Annotated in this window: 23 protein-coding genes, 1 tRNA gene and 1 pseudogene; 15 read left to right on the forward strand and 10 right to left on the reverse strand. The window is 68.9% G+C overall.

Features of this window, described 5'->3' with window-relative positions:
- The first annotated feature begins 3 nt into the window (after positions 1–3).
- The 4 genes from M8445_RS12690 to M8445_RS12705 all read left to right on the forward strand — a co-directional run bounded on the left by M8445_RS12690 (position 4) and on the right by M8445_RS12705 (position 6,229).
- A complete protein-coding gene (locus tag M8445_RS12690) occupies positions 4–2,061 on the forward strand; it encodes a beta-N-acetylhexosaminidase (protein ID WP_273988156.1) in 2,058 nt (685 codons plus the stop codon).
- Between the two features lie 358 nt (positions 2,062–2,419).
- Entirely contained in the window at positions 2,420–3,997 is a 1,578-nt protein-coding gene (locus tag M8445_RS12695; protein ID WP_273988158.1) for an ABC transporter substrate-binding protein, read from the forward strand.
- 184 nt (positions 3,998–4,181) lie between these two features.
- Positions 4,182–5,210: an ABC transporter permease gene (locus M8445_RS12700; protein WP_273988159.1), complete on the forward strand. Its 1,029-nt coding sequence runs from the start codon at positions 4,182–4,184 to the stop codon at positions 5,208–5,210.
- A gap of 17 nt (positions 5,211–5,227) precedes the next feature.
- The gene (locus M8445_RS12705; protein WP_273988160.1) at positions 5,228–6,229 is read left to right on the forward strand and encodes an ABC transporter permease; all 1,002 of its coding nucleotides are present in this window, start codon (positions 5,228–5,230) and stop codon (positions 6,227–6,229) included.
- A gap of 93 nt (positions 6,230–6,322) precedes the next feature.
- On the opposite strand, the gene M8445_RS12710 is transcribed toward M8445_RS12705, so the two are convergent.
- The 6 genes and pseudogenes from M8445_RS12710 to M8445_RS18300 form a co-directional block, all read right to left on the reverse strand.
- Entirely contained in the window at positions 6,323–7,222 is a 900-nt protein-coding gene (locus M8445_RS12710; protein WP_273988161.1) for a DegV family protein, read from the reverse strand.
- A complete protein-coding gene (locus M8445_RS12715) occupies positions 7,219–8,103 on the reverse strand; it encodes an NAD(P)-dependent oxidoreductase (protein WP_273988163.1) in 885 nt (294 codons plus the stop codon). The genes M8445_RS12710 and M8445_RS12715 overlap by 4 nt, the downstream gene beginning before the upstream one ends.
- Before the next feature lie 130 nt (positions 8,104–8,233).
- Positions 8,234–8,791 (reverse strand): hypothetical protein, encoded by a 558-nt coding sequence (locus M8445_RS12720; protein WP_273988165.1) that lies wholly within the window; start codon positions 8,789–8,791, stop codon positions 8,234–8,236.
- A 40-nt stretch (positions 8,792–8,831) separates the two neighbouring features.
- Positions 8,832–9,776: a prohibitin family protein gene (locus M8445_RS12725; protein WP_273988167.1), complete on the reverse strand. Its 945-nt coding sequence runs from the start codon at positions 9,774–9,776 to the stop codon at positions 8,832–8,834.
- 45 nt (positions 9,777–9,821) lie between these two features.
- Complete coding sequence (locus M8445_RS12730; protein WP_337961623.1) at positions 9,822–10,136, reverse strand: YchJ family protein; 315 nt, start codon at positions 10,134–10,136, stop codon at positions 9,822–9,824.
- A 12-nt stretch (positions 10,137–10,148) separates the two neighbouring features.
- Positions 10,149–10,223, reverse strand: a pseudogene (locus M8445_RS18300) (SEC-C metal-binding domain-containing protein); the annotation flags it as partial.
- Positions 10,224–10,496: 273 nt separating this feature from the next.
- Here M8445_RS18300 and M8445_RS12735 point away from each other — a divergent pair.
- From M8445_RS12735 to M8445_RS12760, 6 genes are all read left to right on the forward strand, one after another.
- Positions 10,497–11,303 (forward strand): TrmH family RNA methyltransferase, encoded by an 807-nt coding sequence (locus M8445_RS12735; RefSeq protein ID WP_273988169.1) that lies wholly within the window; start codon positions 10,497–10,499, stop codon positions 11,301–11,303.
- Positions 11,300–12,457, forward strand: coding sequence for a hypothetical protein (locus M8445_RS12740; protein WP_273988172.1), 1,158 nt, complete (start codon positions 11,300–11,302; stop codon positions 12,455–12,457). Before M8445_RS12735 ends, M8445_RS12740 begins: the two co-directional genes overlap by 4 nt.
- A 166-nt stretch (positions 12,458–12,623) precedes the next feature.
- Complete coding sequence (locus M8445_RS12745) at positions 12,624–12,797, forward strand: hypothetical protein (protein WP_273988174.1); 174 nt, start codon at positions 12,624–12,626, stop codon at positions 12,795–12,797.
- Positions 12,794–13,711 (forward strand): MBL fold metallo-hydrolase, encoded by a 918-nt coding sequence (locus M8445_RS12750; protein ID WP_273988175.1) that lies wholly within the window; start codon positions 12,794–12,796, stop codon positions 13,709–13,711. Before M8445_RS12745 ends, M8445_RS12750 begins: the two co-directional genes overlap by 4 nt.
- Positions 13,711–14,958 (forward strand): phosphoribosylamine--glycine ligase, encoded by a 1,248-nt coding sequence (gene purD / locus M8445_RS12755; RefSeq protein ID WP_273988176.1) that lies wholly within the window; start codon positions 13,711–13,713, stop codon positions 14,956–14,958. The genes M8445_RS12750 and purD overlap by 1 nt, the downstream gene beginning before the upstream one ends.
- 49 nt (positions 14,959–15,007) lie before the next feature.
- Positions 15,008–15,089, forward strand: a tRNA-Leu gene (locus M8445_RS12760).
- 301 nt (positions 15,090–15,390) lie between these two features.
- Here M8445_RS12760 and M8445_RS12765 read toward each other — a convergent pair.
- The 3 genes from M8445_RS12765 to M8445_RS12775 all read right to left on the reverse strand — a co-directional run bounded on the left by M8445_RS12765 (position 15,391) and on the right by M8445_RS12775 (position 17,406).
- Positions 15,391–15,606: a hypothetical protein gene (locus M8445_RS12765; RefSeq protein ID WP_273988177.1), complete on the reverse strand. Its 216-nt coding sequence runs from the start codon at positions 15,604–15,606 to the stop codon at positions 15,391–15,393.
- A 420-nt stretch (positions 15,607–16,026) separates the two neighbouring features.
- Positions 16,027–16,809: an EAL domain-containing protein gene (locus tag M8445_RS12770; protein ID WP_273988178.1), complete on the reverse strand. Its 783-nt coding sequence runs from the start codon at positions 16,807–16,809 to the stop codon at positions 16,027–16,029.
- A 195-nt stretch (positions 16,810–17,004) separates the two neighbouring features.
- Positions 17,005–17,406, reverse strand: a complete 402-nt coding sequence (locus M8445_RS12775) for an Hsp20/alpha crystallin family protein (RefSeq protein ID WP_273988179.1) — start codon at positions 17,404–17,406, stop codon at positions 17,005–17,007.
- 86 nt (positions 17,407–17,492) lie between these two features.
- Here M8445_RS12775 and miaA point away from each other — a divergent pair, with 86 nt between their 5' ends.
- The 3 genes from miaA to M8445_RS12790 all read left to right on the forward strand — a co-directional run bounded on the left by miaA (position 17,493) and on the right by M8445_RS12790 (position 21,787).
- Positions 17,493–18,392, forward strand: coding sequence for a tRNA (adenosine(37)-N6)-dimethylallyltransferase MiaA (gene miaA / locus M8445_RS12780; protein WP_273988182.1), 900 nt, complete (start codon positions 17,493–17,495; stop codon positions 18,390–18,392).
- Positions 18,393–18,602: 210 nt separating this feature from the next.
- Positions 18,603–19,844 carry a glucose-1-phosphate adenylyltransferase gene (glgC, locus tag M8445_RS12785; RefSeq protein WP_273988184.1) on the forward strand — a complete coding sequence of 414 codons (1,242 nt, stop codon included), beginning with the start codon at positions 18,603–18,605 and terminating at the stop codon, positions 19,842–19,844.
- A gap of 164 nt (positions 19,845–20,008) precedes the next feature.
- Complete coding sequence (locus M8445_RS12790; RefSeq protein WP_273988185.1) at positions 20,009–21,787, forward strand: WD40 repeat domain-containing protein; 1,779 nt, start codon at positions 20,009–20,011, stop codon at positions 21,785–21,787.
- Between the two features lie 141 nt (positions 21,788–21,928).
- Here the strand turns inward: M8445_RS12790 and M8445_RS12795 are convergent, their stop codons facing one another.
- On the reverse strand, positions 21,929–23,575 hold the full coding sequence (locus M8445_RS12795) for a methylmalonyl-CoA mutase family protein (protein WP_273988187.1): 1,647 nt from the start codon (positions 23,573–23,575) through the stop codon (positions 21,929–21,931).
- A gap of 151 nt (positions 23,576–23,726) precedes the next feature.
- Here M8445_RS12795 and M8445_RS12800 point away from each other — a divergent pair, with 151 nt between their 5' ends.
- Positions 23,727–24,680 (forward strand): hypothetical protein, encoded by a 954-nt coding sequence (locus M8445_RS12800; RefSeq protein WP_273988188.1) that lies wholly within the window; start codon positions 23,727–23,729, stop codon positions 24,678–24,680.
- Between the two features lie 223 nt (positions 24,681–24,903).
- Positions 24,904–26,685, forward strand: coding sequence for a translational GTPase TypA (typA, locus tag M8445_RS12805; protein WP_273988189.1), 1,782 nt, complete (start codon positions 24,904–24,906; stop codon positions 26,683–26,685).
- Positions 26,686–26,745: the final 60 nt, after the last annotated feature.

Here is a 26,745-nt window from a genome sequence, read left to right on the forward strand (position 1 = left end):
AATATGAAACCTAACCGCTCTTTCGTGGCGCTGCTCTTGGCGCTGAGTGCAGGTTCGTCCGTTCCGGCAGGTGCCGTTCCGGTGACGGTCACGCCCGCCCCGGCGGCGAGGCTGGTCACCCCGTTCCCCGGCGTGGTGCCGCAGCCGCGCGCGGCGCAGTTCCCGCCCGGTATGCTCCCACTGGCCGGTCTGGGCGTGCGGGTGGTGGGGGGCGCGCCGGAACTGGCGTGGGCGGCGCGTGACCTGCGCGCCGAGTGGCAGACCCGGCTGGGCGCGTCCCTGGCGGCAACTGGGCCCGACGCGGCCGGGAGTGCCCCGAAGATCACCGTGGGTACGCTGGCCGACCCGGACCTCGCGGCCCGCGCGCAGAAGGCCGGTCTGCTGACCCGTGACCCGGAAGGCTACGCGCTGTGGGTGGACGCGGGCGGCGCGTTCGTGGTCGGCGCGGACGCGCGCGGCGCGTACCTGGGCGCGCAGTCGCTGCGGCAACTGCTGACCCCGGACGGCCTGCGCTTTGCCCGCATCACGGACGCTCCGGCCCTGAAACAGCGGATCGCCATGATCTACCTCGACAGCACCAGCCAGGGCGTGAACGACCGCCTGATTCCCCTGCTGGCCGCCCTGAAGTTCAACGCGGTGCTGGTCATGAGCGACTACGTGCAGTGGGACACCGCCCGCGCTGGGGGCTTCGCCCATCCGGGCGGCGCGACCAAGGCCGAGGCGCGGCGCGTGGCGGACCTGGCCCGCAGTCACGGCCTGGAGGTCATTCCGCTGATCGAGACGCTCGGGCACGTCGGGTGGATGTTCTACGGTGGCAAGAACCTGGACCTGCGCCAGGACGAGGGCAGTCAGAACCCGTACGCGTACGACACCCTGAACCCCGCCACGTACGACCGCGTGATCCTGCCCATCCTGAAAGAGGCGGTCGAGGTGTTCCGCCCGGCCCGCGTGCACCTGGGACACGACGAGGTCCGCAGCCGCGACCGCTTCCCCGCGCGGGAGAACGGCAAGGCAGTGGGCTTCGAGAAACTGTTCGTGGACGACGTGCTGAAACTGCACGGGTACCTGAAGTCCATGAACGTGAGCAGCATGATCTGGCACGACACGGCTTTCGCGGACGCGGTGGTGGGCAGCGTCCCGGCCCGGCTGCCGCGTGACCTTCAGGTGGCGTACTGGGCGTACGCACCCGGCACGGCGTTCCCGGCCCTGAAGACCGTGCGGGACCTGGGGTTCCCGGTGCTGGGAGCCAGCTGGAGCGACCCCGGCAACGCCGAGGGATTCGCGCGGGCGGCGGCGCAGGGGGGCGCGGCGGGGATGATCCAGACCCGCTGGACCGGGTACTTCGGGAATCCCAGCCTGTGGGACGGGAACGCCGAGCAGGGCGTGGCGTTCGTGCGGGCCGCCAGCGCCTTCTGGAACCCGGCCGCGCCGCCCCTGACGGACGCGGCGGCCCGCTACCGTGACCTGTACCGCCCGGCGGAGTACCGCGCGCGGGCGGGCGCGACCGTGAATCTGGGGCCACTGGTCACCCGCGCCCTGGCCGACGACGACGGCAGCGGCTGGATCGGCAAGGGGTCCGACATCGACCTGCGGAACCTGAAGCCGGGCGTGCAGCGGCTCGGCGAGTACACCTTCGATATCAGCGGGGCCGTGATGCTGCGCGGCAGCCGCGCCAGCGTGAAGGGCCTGCCGCCGCAGGCGGTGATCGACCTGGACCGCCGCGCCTCGGGGCTGGTCTTCCTTCAGACGACCGGCTGGCCCGCCGCGACGCCCCGCGAGAGCGTGGGCCGCTACGAGATCGAGTACGCGGACGGCACCCGCCAGACGCTGCCGCTGGAGTACGGACGGCACCTGCGCGCCTGGACGGACCTGCAACCCACGTCCATGATTCCCGCGCCTGCCTGGACCGGAAAGACGGGGGACGGGCTGGACGTGAACCTGACTGCGCTGGAATGGATCAATCCCAGACCGGACACCGTGATCCGCCGGGTCACGCTGGTCAGTGGCGGCGGGAATGCCAATCCGGCGTTGCTGGGGCTGACGCTGCTGGGGGCGCCCTGACCCGGCCGCCCTGACCCAGCCGCCCTGCCTGCCCTGTCCGGTCAGGGGAGACGGGATGGATGTGGGCCCGCTCCAGTCTGATCTGCCACGCTGGAAGCCTGTGCTCCCCCCCTCGTGCGTCCGGCTGGCCTGGAACATGACATTTTCCAGCCGGGCGTACGTCACCTGGGTTTGGCAAAGAAACGCAGCAACCTCTCAATTGTAATGTAGTATTGCGTACGGATCACGCAAATGATTCTTGACTCATCCCCTGAAGGCCACTAGCCTGAGCGCACGCTCGATTTGTATCAGCCTGCCTTCATGCACGGTACGCGGCCCCCGCGCCACGTCACCGCCATGAACGCTCATCGGAGGTTCCATGAAGAAACTGCTCCTGACCGCCCTGCTTTCCACCCTGAGCGCCGCCTCCGCCACCACCCTCGTCTTCGGCGGCAACGGCGAACCCGTCAGCCTGGAATCCGGCAACATCACCGACGGCATCAGCATCCTCGTCCAGCGGCAGATCTACGACACCCTGGTCGACTTCAAGGCAGGCAGCACCGACCTGGCCCCCGGCCTGGCCACCTCCTGGAAACCCAACGCCAACAACACCTCCTGGACGTTCACGCTGCGCAAGAACGTGCGCTTCCACGACGGCACCGCCATGAACGCCGACGCCATCGTGTTCAACCTGAGCCGCTGGTGGGACAAGGCGCACCCCTACGGCTTCCGTGACCAGGGCCGCACCTTCGAGATCATGGGCGAACTGCTCGGCGGCTACAAGGGCGACGCCACCGCCGTCATCAAGAACATCGTCAAGGTCAACGACACCACCGTCCGCATCGACCTGAACAAACCCAGCAGCGTGCTGCCCAACGTGCTGGCCGCCGGTTACTTCGGCATCGCCAGCCCCGCCGCCATCAAGAAAGAAGGCGCGAAGTACGGCACGCCCGCCAGCAAACCCGTCGGCACCGGCCCCTTCATCTTCCAGAGCTGGCGCACCGGCGACCGCGTGACCCTGCTGCCCAACAAACTGTACTGGGGCAGCAAGGCCAAGGTCGACCAGCTGATCATCCGTTCCATCAAGGACGCCAGCCAGCGCCTGAACGAACTGAAGGCCGGCACCATCGACTTCGCCAACGACCTGACCCCCGACAGCCTCAAGAGCGTGCAGGCCGATAAGAACCTGCTGGCCGTCAAGCGCCCCAGCTTCAACGTGGGCTTCGTGAGCATGAACAACCGCAACCAGTACCTGAAAAACCAGCAGGTGCGTCAGGCGATCAGCATGGCCATCAACAAGAAAGCCATCGTGGACGCCTTCTGGAACGGCCTGGGCGTCAGCAACGCCAGCTTCGTGCCGCCCGTCCTGGAATGGGCCAACAGCTCCAAGGTCCCGGCCGACTACAAGTTCGACCCGGCCGCCGCCAAGAAGATGCTGGCCGAAGCCGGCTACCCCAACGGTTTTTCCATCGACCTGTGGTACATGCCCGTCAGCCGCCCGTACTTCCCCACGCCCAAACCCATCGCGGAAGCCATCGCCGCTGACCTGAGCGCCATCGGCGTCAAGGTCAACCTGAAAACCGAGGACTGGGCCAAGTACCTCGAGGACCGCAACAAGGAACCCGGCTTCGACATGTACATGATCGGCTGGACCGGCGACTACGGCGACCCCGACAACTTCTACGGCGCGTACTACGGCAGCAACGCCAGCGACGACATCAACTGGAACCCCGCGAACGTCGAAACCCTGCTCCAGCAGGGCCGCGCTGCCGCCACCCAGGATGCCAAGGCCAAGATCTACGGCCAGCTGCACGAACTGACCTACAACGCCGCGTACCGCGTGCCCGTCGTGCACAGCCAGCCGCTGGCCGCTGCGCGCACCTACGTCAAGGGCTGGGTGCCCAGCCCCCTGGGCAGCGAACCCTTCAACACCATCACCGTCACCGGCAAGAAATAAGTCAGGGAAGCGCGCTGCCAGTAACTCCGGCCCGCGTTCCTGTTCAACCCTGACTTCCTGAGCCCGACCCTGCGGAGCAGCCCCGCCCACTACCGGGAGGAGGCTGCTCCGCCCTTGCCGCCCGACCCCCTGCCCGCACACACCCGCACGTCAGTTCCCGTGATCCCACGCAAGGAGGCCCGCCTTGGGCAGTTACCTGATCCGCCGAATCTTCCGCACCCTGCTGGTCATGCTGGGCATCAGCCTGGTCGTGTTCGTGTTCGTCCGCTCGATTCCCGGCGATCCGGCCCTGGCGATGCTGGGCGAACGCGCCACGCCCGAAGCGGCCGCCGCGCTGCGCGAGCAACTCGGCCTGAACAAACCCTGGTTCTTCAATCCCGCCAACCCACTGGACGCCCAGTACCCCAAGTACATGAGCGCGCTGTTGCAGGGCGACCTGGGCAGCGGTATCAAGAGCAACATTCCCGTCCGGGACGACCTGAAAGCCCGCTTTCCTGCCACCGCCGAACTGAGCGTCGCCGCGCTGCTGTTCGCGCTGGTGGTCGGCATGCCCGCCGGGATCCTGGCGGCCCTGCGCCGCAATAGCATCTGGGACAACCTCGCCACGACCGTCTCGCTGATCGGGGTGAGTATGCCGGTCTTCTGGCTGGGCCTGCTGCTGTCGTACTTCTTCGCCGTGAAACTCGGCTGGCTGCCCCCCAGCGCCCGCCTGAGCTCGTCGGTGAACATCGAACCCATCACGGGCTTCTACGTCCTGGACGGCCTGCTGCGTGGGCAACCCGCCGCCGCCTGGGACGCCGCGCGCCACCTCGTGCTGCCCGCCATCGCGCTGGGCACCATTCCGCTGGCGATCATCGCGCGCATCACCCGCTCCTCCATGCTGGACGTGCTGGGCCAGGATTACGTGCGGACCGCGCGTGCCAAGGGCCTCAGCGGCCGCTCGGTGGTCCTGAAACACACGCTGCGCAACGCGCTGCTGCCGGTCGTGACCGTCATTGGCCTGCAGGCGGGCGCGCTGCTGGGCGGGGCCGTGCTGACCGAAACGATTTTCTCGTGGCCGGGCATCGGCTCGTGGGTGTACGACGCGATCAGTCAGCGTGACTACCCCATCATTCAGGGTGGCGTGATCTTCGCTGCGCTGGTCGTCAGCGTCGCCAACCTGCTGGTCGATCTCAGTTACGCCGCTCTCGACCCCCGCATCCAGTACAGCTGAAGGGAACTGGTGACCTCATGACAACTGCAACCACCGCTCCCGCCTCCAAATCCCGTCAGGACAGCATCTTCTGGCGCCGCTTCCGCCGCAGCGCGCCCGGCAAGGTCGGCGCGGTCATCGTGGCCGTGTTCGTGCTGCTGGCCGTGTTCGCCAGCGTCCTGAAACCCTACGACCCCACCGTGGACCGCAACTACAGCCTGATCCTCAAACCACCCAGCCTCAGCGCCCTTTGGAATAAGGACGTGGCCGAAACGTACACCGATCCCGTCACCGGCCAGGTGAACATCTGGCGCGCGCCGTTCGGCACCGACAACCTGGGCCGCGACATCATGACCCGCACCCTGCACGGCACCCGCATCAGCCTGAAAGTCGGGGTGGTCAGCACCATCCTGGCCCTGGTTCTGGGTACGCTGCTGGGCCTGCTCGCCGGGTACTTCGGCGGGTGGCTGGACAGCGTCCTGGGCTACCTGACGGACGTGATGCTGGCCTTCCCCAGCATCCTGCTCGCCATCGGCTTCGCCAGTATCTTCAGCGCCAGCGACCCGCCCCTGCTGATCGCCGCCATGGACCGCCTGTTCGCCCTGAACAGCCCGCAACTCGTGACCGCCATGCTGGCCGTGTCGCTGGTGCAGGTGCCGGTGTACATGCGACTGGCGCGCGCCGTGGTGCTGTCCATCCGCGAACGCGAGTTCGTGCAGGCCGCCGGGGCGCTGGGCGCCTCGCAGGGCCGCATGATCTTCCGGCACGTCCTGCCGAACAGCCTCTCCCCGCTGATCGTGCAGGGCGCCCTGAGCATCGCCACCGCCACCATCGAGGTCGCCGCGCTGGGCTTCCTGGGCATCGGCGCGCAGCCGCCCCTGCCGGAATGGGGCACCATGATCAGCGACGGCCGCCAGTACTACATCGACGCCCCGTGGACCATGATCTTCCCCGGTCTGGCCATCCTGCTGACCGTGCTGGGCTTCAACCTGCTCGGTGACGGCCTGCGCGACGTGCTGGATCCCCGCAGCACCCAGTAAAGAGGGTGATGGTCGAGAGTTGATGGTTGATAGAGGAGAGGAGGGACGCCCGGCATGCGCGGCGTCCCTCCTCTCATTGGTCACTGTGGGCTTTCAGCGTTCCCAGGGCCACGCGCCGGGCGCGGCGGCAATCCCGACGGTACGCGGGCCGGTGTGCACGTTCAGGACCGGGTTCACGCCCGTCACGTCCGACCACACGATCGGGTGGCGGCCCTTCAGGTGGCCCAGCACCTCGTCGGCGTCCTCGCGCACGCTGCCGTACAGCAGGCCCACGCGCAGCGGCGTGCCCTCGCCGAAGCGGCGCGTGACCTGCGTGGCGACCGCCTCCATCCCGCCCCGGTACGAGCGGGCGCGGCCCACGTTCGTGTACGTGCCGCCCTGCTTGTCCACTGTCACCACGGGTTTGAGGTTCAGCAGGCCGCCCAGCGTGGCCTGCACCCGCCCGATCCGCCCTCCCCGGCGCAGGTACTCCAGCGTCTCGATCGTGAAGTACAGCTCGGTTTCCTCGTGCACGGCGCGCATCCACTCGCGGGCGGTCTCCAGCGTCTCGCTGCGCGCGGCCGCCGTGCCCGCCGCGTGCAGCTGGAAGGCCTGCGCGGCGCTGAGGGTGCCGCTGTCATGCAGGGTCAGGTTGAAGTCGTCGCCCAGCGCCTGACGGGCCTGCTCGGCGGCGTTCATGCTGCCGCTCAGGCCGGCGCTGATGGTCACGCCCAGCACGTCCCGTACGCCGGCGCGGCGCACGGCTTCCATCCAGTCCTGCGGGGTCGGCTGGCTGCTGGTCGGGTGGTTGGGGTTGCTTTCCAGCATCCGGAACAGGTCCGCGCGGCTGATCTCGTTCGTGCGGTAACTGGCGTCCCCGAACGTCACCGAGAACGGCGCGACCGGCACGTCGTTCAGCAGGGAAGGGTAGGCGTCCAGGCCGCCGTCCGTGACGATTCCGAAGCGGGGAGAGGCGCTCTGATTGGTGCCGGGGGTCATGCGTTCCTGTGTCATTTCAACTCCACGTCGTTCATCTGCTCGATCAGTTTCAGGGCGGCCGTGTGATCCTCGTCCTCGCCCACCACCCGTTCGGCGGCGCGCAGCAGGGCCGCCGTCTGGGCCAGCAGCGGCGCGCTGCCCCGCACCTCGCCCGTCAGGTCGGCGGCAATCCCGGCGTCCTTGGCCAGCAGGCCCAGCGCGAAGGTCGCCGGGAATTCGCGCGTCAGCACCCGCTGCCCGATCAGGTTCTGGCTGGCGTTGCTGCGCCCGCTGCTGGCGTTGATGACGTCCAGCGCCGCGCCCAGGTCCACGCCCGAGCGCGCCAGGACCGCCAGGCCCTCGCCGGTTGCCCACAGCGTGACGCCCAGCAGCGCGTTGTTGACGGCCTTCACCGCGAAGCCCGCGCCGCTCTGGCCGACATGCACGACCTTCCCGGCGAACGCCAGGTGCGGCCGCACCGCCTCCAGCGCTTCGGCGGGGCCGCCGACCATCACGGTCAGGGTGCCGGCCTGCGCGCCGGCCGTGCCGCCACTCACGGGCGCGTCCAGCAGCGTCACGCCCCGCGCGGTCAGCCGCTCACGCTGGGCGGGCGCGGCCTGCGGGTGCCCGCTGGTGCAGTCCACCCACACTGCGCCGCGTTTCAGGTGCGGCTCCATCGCGGTCAGGACCTCGCTGACCTCGGCGCTGGTGGGCAGGCAGGTGAAGATCACGTCTGCGCCCGCCGCTTCTTCCAGCGTCACGGCCCGGCTGCCGTGCGCCCGCGCGTGCGCCTGCGCTTTCGAGTCGGTGCGGTTCCAGACCAGTGCGGTCAGGCCGTGGGCCGCCGCGTACCGGGCGAGGTGGGCGGCCATCGGGTCGCCCATCGCCCCGAGACCCAGAAAAGCCAGTGTCGTCATACACGCAGGCTACGACCCCGCGCCGCTGCGGGCCGTCATTCTGAACCCGGTTCAATCTTGATCAGGTGCTCATGCAGCCCGCCCAACCCGCCTGCGTGGCTGGGTTACGCAGGCACCGGGCCGCCCGGAATCAGGGCTTCTGGCGCAGCCCGCTCCCGGCGTGCTCGCCTCCGAAGCGCTCCCGCAGAAAACGCCCCTGCGTCAGCAGGCGGTCGGCGGCCGCGTGATCGTGCCGCAGCGCCTCGCGCACACCGTCCTCCAGCAGCGTCAGTTGCTCGTCCAGCAGCACTTCCGGGGCCTGACCCTGGCGTTCCAGCGTCTGCCGGGCGGCGGGCGTCAGGTGCGCGTAGGCGCGCAGGGTATCTGGCAGGTAGGCGTCCCGCGTCTGCGCCAGCAGGAACGCCGTGCGCGTGTCGCCGCCCCCCGTCTTCAGGGCGTCCGTCACGCCCGACAGCAGCGCCCAGGCGCGCGTCCGGGCGGGTTCCGGCAGCGAGAGCAGTAGTGGCACCGTCAGGCCAGCGCCCGACTCCGGCTGCGCGGGCAACGCGGCGGCAGGGGAGGCCCCGGCCGCCAGTTCGCCGCGCCGCCCGGAGTCCTGTAGCGCCCGGCTTGCGGCGCGGTTCGTGGTGTTCACGTACACGACCGCCGCGACACCCGCGAAGATCACCATCAGAATCAGAACGACCATCATGCACAGGCTAACGCACGGGCGCCATCACAGGCGGCACTCATGGTTTTGCGGCGGCCTTGGCGGGCTGCGTGAGTGTCCCCACGTCCAGCAGGAAGTTCCCGGTGCTGGGCAGCATGACGGTCTGAATGCCGGGCGAGAGTTTCTCGGCGACCGTCAACTGAATCAGTTGCGGGTTCTCCCGTAGCGCCCGCCCGCGCAGCGACAGGGCCTCGGCCTCGCCGCGCGCCCGGGCGACCGACGCCTTGGCGGACCCCTCCGCCTCGACCACGGCCCGCTGGGCGCTGATGGTCGACTGTTGCAGGCGGTTGCGTTCCACGGCCACCTGCTGCTCGGCCGCCTGCTTCTGCTCGATGGCCTTGGCGATGCTGTCCGGAATGCGCAGCTCACGCAGCAGCACGCTGTCCAGGATCAGGTTGTTTCGCTCGAAAATCTTGCGGAGTTCCGTGGTGATGCTCGCCTCGACCTCCTGCCGCTTGGAGGAGATGATGTCGGCCGCGCCGAACTGCCCGATGGCGTCGCGGACCTTGCTGCGCACCTGCGGGCGGATCACGGTGCGCAGGTAATCCCGCCCGAGTTCCTTGTGCAGCGTGGCGGCCTTGCTGCGGTCCACCCGGAACTGCACGGTCACGTCCGCCGTGATGTCCAGCCCCTCCTTGCTGCGCGCCCGGATGGCTCCCTCGTCGCCGTCCTGCGTGGTGTGGGCCAGCGTGACCTCCTGAAGGCGGGCGTCGTACAGGTTCACGCGGTCCACGAACGGCACCAGCAGGTGAATGCCTTCCTGAAGCGGCCGCGACTTCACGCCGCTGAACGAACTGAACACCACGCCCACGTACCCGGCCGGAATGACCTTCACGCCCTGACTGACGATCACTGCCGCGACCAGCAGCCCCCCGACCACCAGCGCGGCCGGTCGCCCCGGCGGGCGAAGTGAAGTGCGCGGACGGTCGCGGGTCTCGGGGACGTTCACTCTGGGCTCAGTCATATCTCATGGTACGAGGCGACCCGCCGGGTCGTTCCCGCCCGCCCCTCAGGCCGGGTCGGCGTCGGCTGCGGCGGGGGTCACGCCGTCCACGTACACCCAGCGGCCGCCGAGCTGCGTGAACTCGCTGTTCTCCCGCAGCGTGTAGCGTTCCCCGTCCGGCAGGCGCAACTGCGCCGTGAACTCCACGTGATTCCCGGCCGAGCCCCGCACCCGCAGGCCCAGGTAGCGGGTACCGTCGCGCAGGTCCAGCGTGGCGGGCCGGGTGTCCGGGTGCCAGGTGTCCAGCACGTACGCGGCGTTACTCAACGCGTACGCCGAGTAGCGCGAGCGCATCAGCGCCTCGGGCGTGGGCGCGCGCATGCCCGCATGAAACGGCCCGCAGCAGTGCGCGTAACTTCGTCCGGACCCACACGGACAGGACTTGAACGGAGGGTACGCCAGCGCCATGCCCACAGGCTAGCGCGAAGTGGAGTCATACGGACGCCGTCCGTTTCGTTCACAACCCGCCAGGGCACCGGGTTGCCAACTCCACTCCCGAAGTCCGTTCTGCTCCTCCTCTGCGGGGCAGCTCTACGAGTCGCGTCCGCTCGGACCCAGCGGCTCTGCAAGCCGTTCAATCGGAGTCCGTCTCATCTATCCCGGGCGCCCGCCCGTGCCGCCCCCCCCATTCCCGACTGGCTTCCGGTGCAGCGTGGGTGCGGCGCGGCATAATGCCCGGTGATGACCAGGCCCGCACCGATCACCTCCCTTCAGAACAGCCATGTCAAGCGGCTGGTGCGCCTCCGTACCCGCCGCGAACGTGAACAGGAGGGCGTCATCCTGATCGAGGGCGCCCGCGAGATCGCCCGCGCCGCCGCGTCCGGCGTGCCCCTGACCACCCTGTTCACCTGCCCGGACCTGTTCAGCCCCGAAGCCGCGCAGGTCGCCCCCACCCTGACCAGCCTGCCGGAACTGGAGCTGTCCCGCGCCGCCTTCGAGAAGGTCAGCGGCCGCGAGAACCCGGACGGCCTGCTGGCCCTGGCCGCCACCCCCCGCGCCGCGCTGCCCGAACCCGGCGCCAACGCCGTGACCGTCGTGCTGCACGGCCTGGAGAAACCCGGCAACGTGGGCGCGATCCTGCGCACCGCCGACGCCGCCGGCGCGGACGCCGTGATCGTCCTCGGGCGGGGCGCGGACCCCTTCGGGCCGAACGTGATCCGCGCCTCGCAGGGCAGCGTGTTCACCCTGCCGGTCGCCGTGATGGACGAACAGGACGCCCAGGACTGGCTGGCCGCCCGCGCCTTCACGACCGTCGCCTGCACACCCGACGCGCCCCGCACCTACTGGGACGCCCCCCTGACCGGCCGGGTCGCGCTGCTGCTCGGCACCGAGCACGAGGGCCTACCCGCCCACTGGCGGGACACCGACCACTCGGTCAGCATTCCCATGAACGCCGCTCGCGGCGCGGACAGCCTGAACGTCGCCACCGCCGCCGCCCTGGTGCTGTTCGAGTGCGCCCGGCAGCGCCGCGCGGCGGTGAACGCATGACACCCGTCGCCTCCGACCCGTACCGCGACTGGCTGCGCCAGCGCCTCAGCGCCGAACTGGGCGTGCGCGAGGCCGACCTGGCCGTGCAGGGCGCCGTGCAGCGCCGCGGCTGGACCGCCGTGCGCGCCCTCGGCCCGCGCGACGTGATCGCCGTGCTGCAGGACGTGTACTCGCAGATGCGCGAGAACTTCGGGGACGCCCGCGCCGACAAGTGGCTCGAGGGCACCACCCTGGACCTCGCCAAGTTCGCCGAGTCCGTCCCGGTGCCCGCCCAGCCCACCGCGCCCGGCCCGATCGCCCCGGCGCCGTCGCCCATCAAGTGGGGACGCCGCGCGCACGACCTGCCGCTGCTGCTGGCCCGCTCGCACGCCGAGATCGCCAGCCGCAGCCTGGGCGCCATCCGCACCAACCCGGACCTGCTGAGCCTGGAACGCGCCGCCGAATGGGACGTGCAGGCCACGCAGGCCGAGGTCAGGCGCTGGGAGACCGAGGAGATGCTCAGCAAACTCCGCGCCGACCACGCCCGCATCGAGGTGGCCGATCAGGTCGCGGCGGCCGTCGCGCAGGGCGACCTGCTGCGCCTGACCGTCAAGGAACTCGAGGAAGCCAGCCGCAGCGGGCAGGTCGTCAGCCCGCAACTGGCGCACTCCCGCCTGATGGTCACGCAGACCCAGGCGTTCCTGGAAGCGTTCACGCCCCTGATCGACCTAGAGGACGCCGAAACGCCCCTGACCATGCTGGAACTCGACCTGGGCAACGCCCGCTACTCGCTGGGCGTGCCGCTGCACCCCAACGTGCTGCGCGCCCGCCACGCCCTGAACTACGCGCAGTGGCAGGCCGGAGAGGCCGGCGAGGCCAGCCCGCAGGTCATGCAGGCCCACCACAACCTGCACCTCGCGCAGGCCGAAGCGCAGGCGCAACTGGACGGCACCCTGAACGCCGCGCGCACCCACCAGGCCACCCTGCGGCAACTCGCCACGCAGGTCGAAACCCTGGAACGCCGCGCGCTGCAACTCACGCAGGTGGGCGGCGACCCCCTGAGCCTCGCCCGCGTCCGTCTCGAATGGCGGCAGGTGCGCACCGCCGCGCGCGTGCAGGCCCACCGCCTGGAGGAAGCCGTGCGCCTCCTCGAAGCCCTGGTCAGCGAGAACTGAACCGGACTCCGTCTGTTCTGCTCCTCCTCTGCGGGGCAGCTCTACGAGTCGCGTCCGTTCGGACCCAGCGGCTTTGCAAGCCGTTCAATCCGAGTCCGTATGACCCGGACCCGCTGCCCAGCCCACGGCCGCCCGGCCCCCGGGGGCAGCGGGTATTCTGCTGCGCATGGCACTCTGGCTTCTGTTTGGCGTGATTCTGCTCAGCGCTACCGGCATTCTCGCCCTGACCTTCGGTCCCCTGCGCGTGGCTGCGAACGTGCAGACCATCCGCATCATCGCGTACGTGCAGTACGTCTGCGCGCTGCTGCTGCTCGGCGCGCGCCTCAGCGGGAAGGCATGACGGACCTGAGCGTGCACGCGCTGGACCTGAACTTTCAGGACACGCCGGGCGTCATCGCGTCGTTCGTGTTCGACACCGGGGACGGCCTCGCGGTCGTGGATACCGGACCGACCAGCACCCTCGGCGCGCTGCGCGGCGGCCTGACCGGCATCGGGGCGACCCTGGCGGACGTGCGGCACATCCTGCTGACCCACATTCACTTCGATCACGCGGGGGCGGCCGGGACGGTCCTGAACCTCGTCCCGCAGGCCCACGCGTACGTTCACGCGCGCGGCGCGGCCCACCTGTCACGTCCGGAACGGCTGGTAGCCAGCGCCACGCAGATCTACGGCGACCAGATGGACCGCCTGTGGGGCGAGATGCAACCCATCGACCCCGCGCGCCTGACCGTGCTGGAAGGCGGCGAGACGCTACGCCTGGGCCACCTGGACGTGCAGGCCCTCGACACGCCCGGCCACGCCGTTCACCACCTGAGCTTCCACGCGGGCGAGCACCTGTTCGTCGGAGACGTGGGCGGCATCCGCCTGGACGCCGCGCAGACACCCCGCGCCCCCACCCCGCCACCAGACATCAACCTCGAAGCGTGGCGGGACTCTATCCGGATCCTGCGCGCCCTGGACGCCCGCACCCTGCATCTCGCGCACTACGGCAGCCACCCGAACACCCCCGCCCACTGGGACGACCTGCTGCGCAACATGGACACCGACGCTCAGCGCGTCGCCGCCGGACTGCAGGCTGGGCACGACCTGGACACCATCACCCGCACCTTCACCGAGGCCCTCATGAACGACCTGAGCCGCGAACACCCCGGCCTGCCCGCCCGCTACGACTTCGCCTGCCCCCCCTGGATGAGCGTGCAGGGCCTCGCGCGTTACTGGCAGCGCCGCGCCGCCCGCTCCGGAGGCGACCGCTGATGCGCGTGCTGGTCATCGGCGGCGGCGGCCGCGAACACGCCATCGCGCACGCCTGCGCCCGCCACGGCCACGAGGTCCTGTGCACCCCCGGCAACCCCGGCATCGCCGCGCACGCCCGCCTCATCGACAGCCCCCAGGACACCCCCACCCTGGCCCGCCTCGCGCAGCAGGAAGGCGCCGACCTCGTGATCGTCGGCCCCGAAGCGTACCTGGCCGCCGGCATGGTCGACGAGTGCGCCGCCCTGGGCATCCCCGCCTTCGGCCCCACCCGCGCCGCCAGCCGCCTCGAAGGGGACAAGGCCTGGAGTAAGGCGTTCATGCAGCGCCACGGCATCCCCACCGCCGCGCACCACGCCTTCAGCGACCTCCAGACCGCGCTGGACCACGCCGCGACCCTCACGCCCCCCATCGTCGTGAAGGACGCCGGACTGAAAGCCGGGAAGGGCGTCACCATCGCCCACACCCCCGAGCAGGCCCAGGCCGCCCTGCACGACATCTTCACCCAGCCGGGCGCGCAGGCCGTCACCGAGGACTTCATGACCGGCCAGGAAGTCACCATCCTCGCCCTGTGCAGCGGCACCCAGTACGCCCTGACCCCCCCCAGCCAGGACCACAAGACCATCCATGAAGGCGACACCGGCCCCATGACCGGCGGCATGGGCGTCATCTGCCCCTTCCCACTCGAACCCGGCCTGCTCGACGTGATCCGCCGCGACATCATCGAACCCACCCTGCGCGGCATGACCGAAGAAGGCCTGCCCTACACCGGCGTCCTGTACGCCGGCCTGATGCTCACCCCCACCGGGCCGAAAGTCGTGGAATTCAACGCCCGCTTCGGCGACCCCGAAGCCGAAACAGTCCTCCCACTCCTCACCAGCGACCTCGCCCAGCACGCCCTCGACGCCACGCGTGGCCAGCTTGATCCCACGCACGTCACCTTCAGCGAAGACGCCAGCGCCACCATCATCCTCGCCGCGCCCGGCTACCCCGCCGAACCCCAGAAAGACATCCCCATCACCCTCCCCGACCCCGGCCCGCACGGCATCATCCACCACGCCGGCACCCGCACCCAGAACGGCCAACTCCTCAGCAGCGGCGGCCGCGTCCTGGCCATCACCGCCACCGCCCCCACCCTGAACGCCGCCCTCGGCCGCGCCTACGCCCTCGCCGACCAGACCAACTTCCCCGGCGCGCAACTCCGGCGCGACATCGGCCGCCGCATCGGCGCGCACCCCGACCCCACCTGAACCCACGTTGACCACCGCCCCCCCACGCGCTACCATTCCCCACGCACCCGCCGGTGTGGCGGAATGGTAGACGCACTCGACTCAAAATCGAGCGGGAAACCGTAGGGGTTCGAGTCCCCTCACCGGCACCAATAGCAGAAAACCCCGTGTGAAACGGGGTTTTTTCGTTTCGTTGGTCACGTTGACGCCAGCATCACCCTCAAGGTCTACAGTCACGTCCTCACCAGCCAACGCCGTCGCGCCGCCACCGCCTGAACAGCCGACCTCTCAACTGGCCGCGCGACCCCCACCGCTGGCCGCGCGACCCCCACCGCCGTGCGGCCGGTCCTGCGAGTGGAACGAACCCTGACCGCCCCCCACCAGACCGGCTCCCTCAGTACCCAGAACGAAAAAACCCCGCCGAAGCGGGGCTGAACATGTCGCGCAGTGAACTTACTGCCCTTCTTCCAGAGCAGCCGTGTTGTACCGGTTCGAGAGAATGAAGAACGTCGGCGCCCACAGGCCCACGAAGATCCCATACCGTTCCCCGTGCGCTTTGCCGGCTTCGTCTTTGGCCTGCCCACCATGCGTGGCCCAGATGATGATTGATCCGATGATGGACGCGGCGCCGGCAACAAACAGGACATTCGAGATATTACGGTTGTTCATGGCTGGCCCTCCAAGGGTGCATGATCATGGGTCACGCCCGGCACTATGCCGCGCGCCCCCACCTGAATTTCAGTGTGCAAGGCCGCCCGCCCACAGTATGTGTCCAATCGTTCAGGATGAGCGGCCCGTATGCAAAAGCCCCACGCGACCGCGCCGCAGCAAGCCCAGACGCACACACCCACCCCAAGGCGTACCGCAACCCATACCGCAACCACCCACACCCACATGAAACATACGTCCAGTACAACAAATACGGACACGGGCAGAACGGAAAGGGGCACGGGCTCCCGGCTCAAAATCGAGCGGGAAACCGTAGGGGTTCGAGTTCCCTCACCGGCATCACCAGGAGAGAACCCTGTACTGAACGGGGTTTTTCGTTTCAGCTTGGAGTCCGTATCAGCCGCCCTCTGCTTTTCCTCGTTACTGTGCGGTTGCCTGTGCGTACGTTTCGTCCGGGACGGTCGGGAGGCATTCGAAACCGGGGTGCGCGAAGTAGTAGCCCTGCATGTGTGTGACGCCCAGTGCCAGGAGGCAGCGGGCTTCGTCGGCGCTTTCCACGCCTTCGGCGATCAGCAGGATGCCGACTCGGTCAGCGAACTGCGTGAGGTGACGGATCAGCTCTTCACGCCAGTGGTCTTCGTGGATGCCGCGCACGAGTTTCATGTCGATCTTGACGACGTCTGGGCGCAGGGCGAGCAGCAGTCCGGCGGTGGCGTGGCCGGCTCCGTAATCGTCGAGTGCAGTCTGGAAGCCGTGGCTGCGGTACGTTTCGATGATGGTGCGGACGTGCTGTTCGTCGGTGACGCTTTCGTGTTCGGTGATTTCGAACAGCAGGCGGTCGAGGGGAAACTGCGCGTCCTGGGCGGTGCGGAGCGTGGTGCGCAGGCAGGTGGCGGCCTCGTACACGGCGTTGGGCAGGAAGTTGATCGACAGTCGGGTGGTTCCGTGCTTGTGCAGGCCCAGTCGTGCGGCCGCGCGGATGGCGGTCACGCGGCACAGCTGATCGAAGTGGTAGTGCCCTTCGGGGGAGATCTGCTCGAACACCCAGGCGGCGGGCTGGCCCTGCGGTCCGCGGACCAGAGCCTCGTAGGCGTAGATTTCCCGGCTGGGAAGGTGAACGATGGGTTGAAAGGCCATGGCGATAGCCGGAATGCCCTGCTGCGGGGAGCGGCAGGAGTGGCAGGCGGCGGAATCGGGAACCATTCCGTACAGGCTACAGATCCTGCCTTCCTGAAAGATGACAGGAGGTCGTGCGGGGCGCGGGAATGAAGGAACGGTGACCTCCGCGCGGCGTGGGCAGGGCCGTCATGCGCTGCCTCGTGGGGGTTGCAGGGCGTCCGGCTGCACAGCCTTCACACGCCGCCTTGCAGATCCCCAACTTCACTCCCGAAGTCCGGATCAGTCGTGGTCGGCGGGTGCGTCCGTGGACTGCACGTTGATGGTCGGGTGGCGTTTCTCGAAGCGGACGCACAGCACGCCGCCCGCGAGGCTGGCCTGTCCGGTCTGCGGCAGCACGTCTTCCGGGAAGGTCAGGGTGCGGCGGAACAGTCCGGCGGGGCGTTCGCCGCGCAGCAGTCGGTGCGTCTCGTCGCGCTGTCCGGCGATGGTGACGCTGCCTTCCTCTTCGAGGAGTTCCAGGGTGTCGGGGTTCACGCCGGGCACGTCGAGGTACAGGATCAGGTGACTGTCGGCGTCGGCCCAGTCTGCGCTGGGGTTCCAGGGGCCGGTTCCGGTGAGGGTCTCGACTTCCTCGCGGAGGGTCATGAGGTGTTGCAGTCGCGCCAGCACGGGCTCGTTCATGTCCTTACGGTAGCATCCGCCTGCGCGGGTGGTCTGTGCGGCCGTTCCGGTCCAGCGCGTGGGGCGGGTCTGGTAGCATCCCGGTCGTGTCTTTCGTTCCGGTTCTGACGGCCCCCACGGCCAGCGGGAAATCCGCGCTGGCGCTGGCGCTGGCGCTGGAGTTCCCGCTGGAGATCATCTCGGCCGACGCGTTCACGGTGTACCGGGGGCTGGATATCGGCACGGCGAAGCCGTCCCCGGCCGAGCGGAACGCGGTTCCGCACCACCTGCTGGACGTGGTGGACGTGACCGGCGCGTTCGACGTGGCGCAGTTCGTGACGCTGGCCGAGGACGCCATCGCGGGTGTGCTGGCGCGCGGGCGGACACCGCTGGTGGTGGGCGGCACCGGCTTTTACCTCGCGGCCCTCACGCGCGGCCTGCCGCTCACGCCGCCCGGTGATTCTGCCGTCCGTGAGCAGGTCGAGGCGGACCTGTCCGCACGGGGTCTGGACGCCCTGCTGGTCGACATCCAGGCCCTGAATCCGGCCGAGGCGGCCCGCATGGAACGCAATCCGCGCCGGGTGGTGCGCGCGCTGGAAATTCACCGCCTGACCGGCCGCTTCCCCGGCGAGTTTGGGCGGCGTGCCCCCCGCTTCCAGTACGAGGTGACGGCCTTCACGCGCCCGCCCGCCGAACTGGAAGCGCGGATGCACGCGCGCGTGCAGGGCATGTTCGCGCAGGGCTGGGCGCAGGAGGCCGCGTGGCTGGCCGCGCAGATCAGCCCCGAGGGCACGCCGCGCCCGACCGTGTGGCAGGCCCTCGGGTACCGCGAGGCCCTGGCCGTCGCGCGCGGCCACCTGAGCGTGGAGGCGGCCGCCGCGCAGGTGGCCCTGGCGACCCGGCAGTACGCGAAGCGGCAGTTGACGTTCACGCGCACGCAACTGAACGCCCCGGCATTAAGCCCGGATGAAGCGGCGCGGCACCTCAGGTACCGGCTGGCCCACTAGGGTAGGCCCTGCCGGTCAGGCCGGTTCGGGCGGCCACCTCGGTCACGGCTCACGCTTGAACAGACGGTAAGCGCGCCCCTGCCAGCTTTGGCGGTACAGTAACGGCACAGCACACGGTTCCAGCGCGTTCCAGTTGTCCGGCACGTCGCCTTTGTGACGTGCCCGACCTGTTCACCTGTTTGGCCACCGGTTCTCTGGAGGGGGTATCGCATGAAACCACGTGTTCTCGGCATGATTCTCGCGGGCGGGCAGGGTTCCCGACTCGCTCCGCTGACTCAGAAGCGCAGCAAACCCGCCGTTCCCTTCGGCAGCAAGTACCGCATCATCGATTTCGCCATCAACAACTTCATCAACTCCGGCGTGTTCTCCGTGTACGTCCTCACGCAGTACAAGGCGCAGAGCCTCACCGAGCACATCCAGCGCGGCTGGCGTTTCGGGACGTTCCTCAGCGACTACTTCATCACCCTGGTGCCCGCGCAGATGTACCGCATCGAGGAACTCGGGCCCGTCTGGTACCGCGGTACCGCCGACGCCGTGTACCAGAACATGCACCTGATCGACAACTACGACGCCGATTACGTCGCGATCTTCAGTGGCGACCACATCTACAAGATGAACGTCGAGCACATGCTCCAGCGGCACATCGAAACCCGCGCGGACGTCACCATCGCCGCGTACCCCATGCCGCAGGATCAGGCCCATCAGTTCGGCGTGATGCACATCGACCCGAACTGGCGCGTCACGGACTTCCTGGAGAAACCCAAGGACCCGCCCAGCATCCCCGGCCAGCCCGGCACCAGCCTCACCAGCATGGGAAACTACATCTTCTCGCGCCGCGCGCTGGAAGAACTGCTCGAAACCAACATGGGCGGCGGCGAGAGCGGCTTCGACTTCGGCGGTGACGTCATCCCGCGCGCCCTGAACGACGGGTACAACGTCATGGCGTACGACTTCCACCGCAACCCCATCCCCGGTCAGGCCGGCCCGAACACCTACTGGCGCGACGTGGGCACCCTGGACGCCTACTACGAGGCGAACATGGACCTCGTGAGCATCAACCCGGAGTTCGACATCTACAACCCGGAATGGACCCTGCGCACCAGCAGCGAATTCTCCCCGCCCGCCAAGTTCGTGCATGAAAGCGACGGCCGCAAGGGGCAGGCCTTCAACACCATCATGGCCGGGGGCGCGATCATCAGCGGCGGCACCGTCCGGGACTCCATCCTGGCGCGCAACGTCCGCACGCACTCGTACTCCCTGGTTGAAAGCAGCGTGCTGTTCGAGGACGTCGAGGTCGGACGCCACGCGCACCTGCGCCGCTGCATCGTCGACAAGAACGTCACCATTCCGCCCGGCACGAAAATCGGCCTGGACGTCGACGAGGACCGCGCGCGCGGCTTCATCGTCACGGACAACGGCGTGGTCGTGGTCCCCAAGGGCTACACCTTCTGACACGGGCTCCGGTTGAATGGTTCGCTCAACCATTTCAACCCGGGCGTTTCCTCTGAACCCACCGCAGCACCGGGCGGCCCCTGCCACGCGCAGGCGGCCGCCCGATTCCGGTAGGCCCCCGCCGGGGTGTCCGGGTTCCGGCAGCATGCTCTAGACTTCGCGGCGTGAACCTCCGCCCCGCCACTGCGCTGTCCGTCCTGCTGGCCGCATCCGCGTCCGCCCTGACCCTGGGCTCCCCGCAGGGCCTGACCCTGAGCGGTCCGGTCACCGTGACCGGCGCGCGCCTGCTGCCGGGCGGCGTGGCCGTCTGCCTGGGGGCCCGCCTGGGGGTCCTGAGTGCTGCCGGTGCCCTGCAGCGCAGCATCCCGACCGGCGTGGACTGCGCGGGCCTGAGCGTCAGTCCCGACGGGACACTGGCCCTCACGACCACACTGGCAGGCGGCCAGGGGGCCGGCACTGTCAGTGTCTGGCGACTCGCGGACGGGCAGCGCACCGCGCAGGTCAGCGTCACGAACCTGACCGGCGCGGGCTTCAGCGGCGCCCGCAGCCTCCTGATCGGCAGCGCGGGCGGCACCGAGTCCCTCGACCTCAGCGGCGGCGCCCGCAGTTCCCTGAACGCCCAGGGCGTCACGTACCTGAGCACCTCGCCGGACGGCACGTACGCCGTCGTGGGCACGGGCCGCCGCGTGCAACTGATCGACGCGCGCACCGCCGCTCCCGTCTCCGGGCACATCTGCGACGACTCCTGCCCAGTCGGTGCGGTAGGGTTCAGCGCCGACGGCCGCAGCGCCGCCGTGCAGGCCGGCCGGCAACTGGTCGCCCTGCGCAGCAACTACCCCAGCACGATCGTCGCCCGGGACGCCGGGCAGGTCGCGGGTCTGCCCCTGCGGGACGGCACCGTCCTGACGCTCGAAGGAGTGCCCGGTGCGGGCGAACTGCAACGCCGCGACCTGCTCACGGGCCGCCGCGAGAAGACCCTGACCGTGCCCGGCGGCACCGTCCAGCCCACGCAGGTCACCGCCGACAACCAGATTCTCAGCCTGACGTCGGGCGGCCTGAGCCTCGGCACGGCCGAGCAGCCCGCCGCGCGCCGCATCGACCTGCCGGCCCGCGCCACAGGCGGCGGTACCGATCCCGTCACTGGCCGCCCGGCCGCCCTGCTGGGCGGCACCCTCAGCGTGGGCGGACAGGTCGCCGCGCGGCAGGTGTGGACCGTGCAGACCATGAACCGGGCCACGTGGCTCCTCGCAGCTGACGGCAACGGTGGCCTGAACCTCGCCCAGCTCGACGCGGGGAAGGTCCGCACCGTCGCCCCGGCAGGCAACGCCACGCACCTGAGCGTGAACCACTGGGGGAACGCGGCCGCCACCTGGAACGACGACCGCCTCAGCGTCGTCTCGCAGAAGACCGGGAAGGTCACGGCCACCCTCAACGTCCCCGGCCAGCTCGGCGCGGCCCGCATCACCCTGTCGCCCGACAGCGCCCGCGCGTTCATCCTCCCGGCGCAGGGAGAGGGGTTCGTGGCGCTGCTCGCCAATGGCAAACGCTTCGGATTGCCTACTGCCCCCGGCCGCCGCGCCGCCGACGTGCAGATCAGCGGCAAGGGCGTCCTGGCCTTCACCGCCCCCGACGGCACCACTGACCTGTACCAGCCGGGCAACCGCGTCCCGTACGCCACCCTCAGCGCAGCCCCGCCCGCCCAGACCCTCAGCCTCGCCCGTTTCAGCCCCGACAGCGCCCTGCTCGCCGTACCCGCCCGCGACGAACGCGGCTGGCGCGTGGACCTCGTGAACGCCACCACTGGCCGCGTGGACGCCCGCACGCCCGCCCTGGCCGACCCGCCCAGCTTCATCACCTGGGCTGCCGACAGCCGCGCCTTCACGCTCGGCGCAGGCCGCCTCGACCGCCTGGAGAGCGTCACGGTGTTCCCCCTGAACGACTGACACGGACTCCGTTGGAATGGCCGGCAAAGCCGTTCCATCCGGGCGGCGCGGGCAGGAGCGGGTCGGGGTTGAAAGTGAAGCCCACGGGATTGATCTCGCGTGGGCTTCACTGAAAAGCGGTCTCGTTGTCCTACGGCCGCTTTACACGATGGCAGGTTCGACGTACTCGCCGTACACGGTTTTCAGGATGTCCATCTGTTCGCCCAGCGTGACGTACGCGTGCGCGCATTCCAGGAAGGCGGGCATAGAGTTCGCACCCGTGATGGCGGTGTCGTGCAGGGCGTCCAGCGCAGCTTTCACGCGCGCGGGGTCGCGTTCGCGCCGCACCTGCGCCAGCCTGGCTTCCTGCACCCGCTCGACCTGCGGGTCGATCAGCTGGATGGGCACCTCGACGGCGTCCTGCACGAAGTCGTTTACACCCACAATGATGCGGTTTTTCGTCTCGACTTCGCGCTGGTAGCGGTACGCGGCTTCGGCCATTTCCAGCTGGAAGAACCCGCTGTCGATGCCGGCCTCCACGCCGCCCATCGCGCGGATCTGCTCGATGTACCCCATGGCGGCCGCCTCGATGTCGTTCGTGAGTTTCTCGACGTAGTAACTGCCGGCCAGGGGGTCCACGACGCCCGCCACGCCGGTCTCGTACGCGATGATCTGCTGGGTGCGCAGGGCGATGGTGGCGGCTTCCTCGGTCGGGAGGGCCAGCGCCTCGTCGAAGGCGTCGGTGTGCAGGCTCTGAGTGCCGCCCAGCACGGCGGCCAGCGCCTGAATGGCGACCCGCGCGATGTTGTTCAGGGGTTGCTGGGCGGGCAGGCTGACCCCGGCGGTCTGCGAGTGGGTGCGCAGCATCCAGCTTTTCGGGTTCTTCGCGCCGTAGTGGTGGCGCATCTGCCGCGCCCAGATGCGGCGCGCGGCGCGCAGCTTGGCGATTTCCTCGAAGAAGTCGTTGTGGATGTCCCAGAAGAAGCTGATGCGCGGTGCGAACTCGTCGATGTCCAGGCCGCGTTCCATGGCTTTCTCCACGTAGTGGAAGCCGTCGGCGAGCGTGAAGGCGAGTTCCTGCACGCCGGTCGCGCCCGCCTCGCGGATGTGGTACCCGGACACGCTGATGAAGTTCCATTTCGGGACGGTCCGGGGGCCCCACTCGAAGGTGTCGATGACCAGTTTCACGCTGGGGGCGGGCGGGTAGATGAATTCCTTCTGCGCGATGAATTCCTTCAGGATGTCGTTCTGGAGGGTGCCGCCCACCTGCCCGAGGTCCTTGCCCTGCTTCTGCGCGTTGGCGATGTACATGGCCCAGATGGCGTTGGCGGGGCTGTTGATGGTCATGGAGGTCGTGACCTGCGTGGGGTCGATGCCCTGGAACAGGATTTCCATGTCCGCGAGACTGCTGACGGCCACGCCGCACTTGCCGACCTCGCCCCGGCTGAAGGGGTGGTCGCTGTCGTAGCCCATCAGGGTGGGCAGGTCGAAGGCCGTGCTGAGGCCGGTCTGCCCGGCGCGCAGCAGCGCGTGAAAGCGTTCGTTGGTCTGTTCGGCGCTGCCGAAGCCCGCGAACATGCGCATGGTCCAGAGTTTGCCCCGGTACACGCTGGGCTGCACGCCGCGCGTGTACGGGTACTCGCCGGGGTAGCCCAGGTCCCGTTCGGCGTCCCAGTCCTTCAGGTCGTCGGCCGTGTAGATGGGTTCGGGCTCCATGTCCGATAGGTTCTTGAAGTTGTACTTGCGTTCCGGGAATTTCTGCGTGGCAGGGGCGTAGACGCTCTGCATCCACTCGTTCTTGCTTTTCATGGGGGGACCTCCGGGGGGCGGGGGAGAGGCTGGAACAAACGCTCGTTAGGTAGCCTTCAGGATAGCAGGCGTCCACCCACCCGACCTGCACGCGGCCGCCCCACCCATATGAGGCAGCGCGGACATCCGCCCGGCGCTACCGTGTCCGGCAGTGACGACTCCTGCTCCCCTGCCCAGCGCTGCCGACCTGCCCAGTGCCGCCGAACTGGCCGCCTTCACCCTCGCCGCACAGCACCCGGCCACGCACGGCTGGACCGACCCGGCCACCCGCCTGCGCCACCTGGCCGAAGACCACGAATTCGACCTGCAACTCGCCACCGACCTGGACCTCGCCGCGCAGCGCGCCGAATTCCTGAACGCCGGACCCGCTGCCCCCGCGTACCTGAACGCTTGGCAGGCGGTCGGGCCTGACCTGCACGCCATGCTCAGCATCCGCTTCGAGGGTCTGGACGTCACGAAACCCTTCGTGGACGTCAGTGTGACCAGCCGCCCCGTCACCCGCGCCGACCTTCCGGCACTGGCGGACGCGGCCCGCGTGTATGCCGCGTTCCACCCACCGCGCCTGCGCTTCTGGAGTGCCGCCCCCATGACCGACTGGACGGACCTCGAACCGGACCGGCGCGTGCTGGCCGCGCCCATCCACACCCTGCGCGATCACCCGGTCCCCGACGGGCTGACCCTGATCCCCACCACGACCACCGAACGCTACGCCGACGCGCAGGCCGCGTACGACGCCGTGGACGCCGACCACCCCCACCACCCCGAACAGGCCCGCCTGCTCAGCGTGGAGGACCTGCAGGAAACCATCGACGCCGGTACCATGTTCGGCGTCCACTGGCGCGGCGCGTGGGCCGGGTACGCCGGCACCCTGGCCCACCCCCAGCTGGGCCTGGACGCGCAGGTCGTGCAGGAACTCCTGCTCGCCCCGCAGGCACGCGGGCAGGGCCTCGGCGCGGCCCTGAGCACCCTGCTGGCCCGTCACCTGCCCGACCCGGCGCAAGTCCTGAGCGGCACCATTCACGGCCGCAACCGGGGCGCCCTGAGCGCCGCCACCCACGCCGGACGTCAGGACGTGGGCGGCTGGTGGTGGGCGCCGCTGCCCTGAAGGCCGCCCCGTCCCGCTCCGCCGCCCTGACCTGAGCTGACATGAGAACAACACCCTGCAGTTATGGTAAAATCCTGTTTTGGGTGTCCCGCCCACGGCGACAGTGCGGCGGGCGTTTTACGCACCACAGTTCATGCAGCAAGTTGCAGGGACGCTGCCGCCCCTCGCGCCCAGGCCCGCACAGGCCGGACGGCGTGGCTGGGCGGAAAAAGGACGGACAGTTATGGAATACAGGAACATCGCGATCATTGCACACGTCGACCACGGTAAAACCACCCTCGTGGACGCCCTGCTGCGCCAGACCCTGAAGCTCGGCCACGGCGAGGAAATCACCGAACGCGCCATGGACAGCAACGACCTTGAAAAAGAGCGCGGCATCACCATCCTCGCGAAGAACACAGCCGTCGAGTACAACGGCATCAAGATCAACATCGTCGACACCCCCGGCCACGCCGACTTCGGTGGGGAAGTCGAGCGCGTCCTCGGCATGGTCGACGGCGCCCTGGTCCTCGTGGACGCCGCCGAAGGCCCCATGCCCCAGACCCGCTTCGTGCTGCGCAAGGCCATCGAACTGGGCCTCAAGCCCATCGTGGTCGTCAACAAGATCGACCGCAACGACGCCCGCCCGGAAGAAGTCGTCAACCTGACCTTCGACCTGATGGCCGAACTCGGCGCGAACGACGACCAGCTGGACTTCCCGATCCTGTACGCCGTGGCCCGCGACGGCAAGGCCTACAAGGAACTCGACAAGCCCCAGGACGACATGCACGAACTGTTCGACATGGTCCTCGAGCACATCCCCGCCCCCAGCGTCGACGTCGATGCCCCCTTCCAGATGCTGGTCACCAACCTCGACTACAACGAGTACCTGGGCCGCATCGTTCTGGGACGCGTCAAGCGCGGCACCGTCAAGAAGGGCGAATTCGTCCAGCTGATGCACAAAGACGGCACCATGACCAAGAGCCGCATCGTGCAGCCCTTCACGCACATGGGCCTGCGCCGCATCGAAGCCGACGCCGTCAGCGCCGGTGACATCGTCGCCCTGGCCGGCATCGAAGACGCACAGATCGGTGAAACCGTCGCCGACCTCGCCGACCCCGAAGCGCTGCCCATCATCACCGTCGACGAACCCACCGTCAGCATGATCTTCCAGCCGAACACCAGCCCCTTCGCGGGCAAGGACGGCAAGTACGTCACCAGCCGCCACCTGAACGACCGCCTGAAGAAAGAAGTCATGACCAACGTGTCCCTGAAAGTCGAGGAAATCCGCCCCGACGAGTTCAAGGTCTCCGGTCGCGGCGAACTGCACCTGAGCATCCTGCTCGAAACCATGCGCCGCGAAGGCTACGAAGTGCAGGTCGGCGCGCCCCAGGTCATCATCCGCGACATCGACGGCGAGAAGCACGAACCCATCGAGCACCTCGTCCTCGACATGCCCGAGAACCTCTCCAGCGCCGTCATCGGCGTGCTGGGCAGCCGCAAGGGCCAGATGGTCAACATGGAACCCATGGGCACCCGCGTGCGCGTGGAATTCAAGATCCCCAGCCGCGCCCTGTTCGGCTTCCGTAACCAGTTCCTGAGCATGACCCAGGGCGAAGGCATCATGAGCCACATCTTCGACGGGTACGCCCCCTGGGCCGGCGAGATCAAGAGCCGCCAGAACGGCAGCCTCGTCTCCATGGAAGACGGCCCCGCCTTCGCGTACTCCATCTGGAAACTCCAGGACCGCGGCTCCTTCTTCATCGACGCCGGCGCGGAAGTGTACATCGGCATGATCGTCGGTGAGAACGCCCGCGAGCAAGACATGAACGTGAACGTCTGCAAGAACAAGAAGCTCACGAACGTCCGCTCCAGCGGCGCCGACGACGCCCTGACCCTGACGCCCATCCGCAAACTGAGCCTCGAAGACGCCCTCGAATACATCAGCGAAGACGAACTCGTGGAACTCACCCCCCACAACATCCGCCTGCGCAAGAAAGTCCTGAACCCCAGCCTGCGCAAGTAAGACTGGCAACCGGCAGACCGCGCCCCCTCCCGTTACGGAGGGGGCGCGGTTCGTGTTCCC

Origin of the sequence: Deinococcus aquaticus (genome assembly GCF_028622095.1) — a bacterium.
Classification (GTDB): domain Bacteria; phylum Deinococcota; class Deinococci; order Deinococcales; family Deinococcaceae; genus Deinococcus; species Deinococcus aquaticus.

Coding starts and splice junctions, on each gene's coding strand:
- M8445_RS12775 (WP_273988179.1), bottom strand. CDS start 17,406: ATGAACGAGCCCGTGCTGGCGCGACTGCAACACCTCATGACCCTCCGC.
- M8445_RS12705 (WP_273988160.1), top strand. CDS start 5,228: ATGACAACTGCAACCACCGCTCCCGCCTCCAAATCCCGTCAGGACAGC.
- M8445_RS12735 (WP_273988169.1), top strand. CDS start 10,497: ATGACCAGGCCCGCACCGATCACCTCCCTTCAGAACAGCCATGTCAAG.
- M8445_RS12725 (WP_273988167.1), bottom strand. CDS start 9,776: ATGACTGAGCCCAGAGTGAACGTCCCCGAGACCCGCGACCGTCCGCGC.
- M8445_RS12710 (WP_273988161.1), bottom strand. CDS start 7,222: ATGACACAGGAACGCATGACCCCCGGCACCAATCAGAGCGCCTCTCCC.
- M8445_RS12695 (WP_273988158.1), top strand. CDS start 2,420: ATGAAGAAACTGCTCCTGACCGCCCTGCTTTCCACCCTGAGCGCCGCC.
- M8445_RS12745 (WP_273988174.1), top strand. CDS start 12,624: ATGGCACTCTGGCTTCTGTTTGGCGTGATTCTGCTCAGCGCTACCGGC.
- M8445_RS12730 (WP_337961623.1), bottom strand. CDS start 10,136: ATGCGCGCGCCCACGCCCGAGGCGCTGATGCGCTCGCGCTACTCGGCG.
- purD (WP_273988176.1), top strand. CDS start 13,711: ATGCGCGTGCTGGTCATCGGCGGCGGCGGCCGCGAACACGCCATCGCG.
- M8445_RS12690 (WP_273988156.1), top strand. CDS start 4: ATGAAACCTAACCGCTCTTTCGTGGCGCTGCTCTTGGCGCTGAGTGCA.
- M8445_RS12740 (WP_273988172.1), top strand. CDS start 11,300: ATGACACCCGTCGCCTCCGACCCGTACCGCGACTGGCTGCGCCAGCGC.
- M8445_RS12765 (WP_273988177.1), bottom strand. CDS start 15,606: ATGAACAACCGTAATATCTCGAATGTCCTGTTTGTTGCCGGCGCCGCG.
- M8445_RS12770 (WP_273988178.1), bottom strand. CDS start 16,809: ATGGTTCCCGATTCCGCCGCCTGCCACTCCTGCCGCTCCCCGCAGCAG.
- M8445_RS12750 (WP_273988175.1), top strand. CDS start 12,794: ATGACGGACCTGAGCGTGCACGCGCTGGACCTGAACTTTCAGGACACG.
- typA (WP_273988189.1), top strand. CDS start 24,904: ATGGAATACAGGAACATCGCGATCATTGCACACGTCGACCACGGTAAA.
- M8445_RS12715 (WP_273988163.1), bottom strand. CDS start 8,103: ATGACGACACTGGCTTTTCTGGGTCTCGGGGCGATGGGCGACCCGATG.
- M8445_RS12720 (WP_273988165.1), bottom strand. CDS start 8,791: ATGGTCGTTCTGATTCTGATGGTGATCTTCGCGGGTGTCGCGGCGGTC.
- M8445_RS12795 (WP_273988187.1), bottom strand. CDS start 23,575: ATGAAAAGCAAGAACGAGTGGATGCAGAGCGTCTACGCCCCTGCCACG.
- glgC (WP_273988184.1), top strand. CDS start 18,603: ATGAAACCACGTGTTCTCGGCATGATTCTCGCGGGCGGGCAGGGTTCC.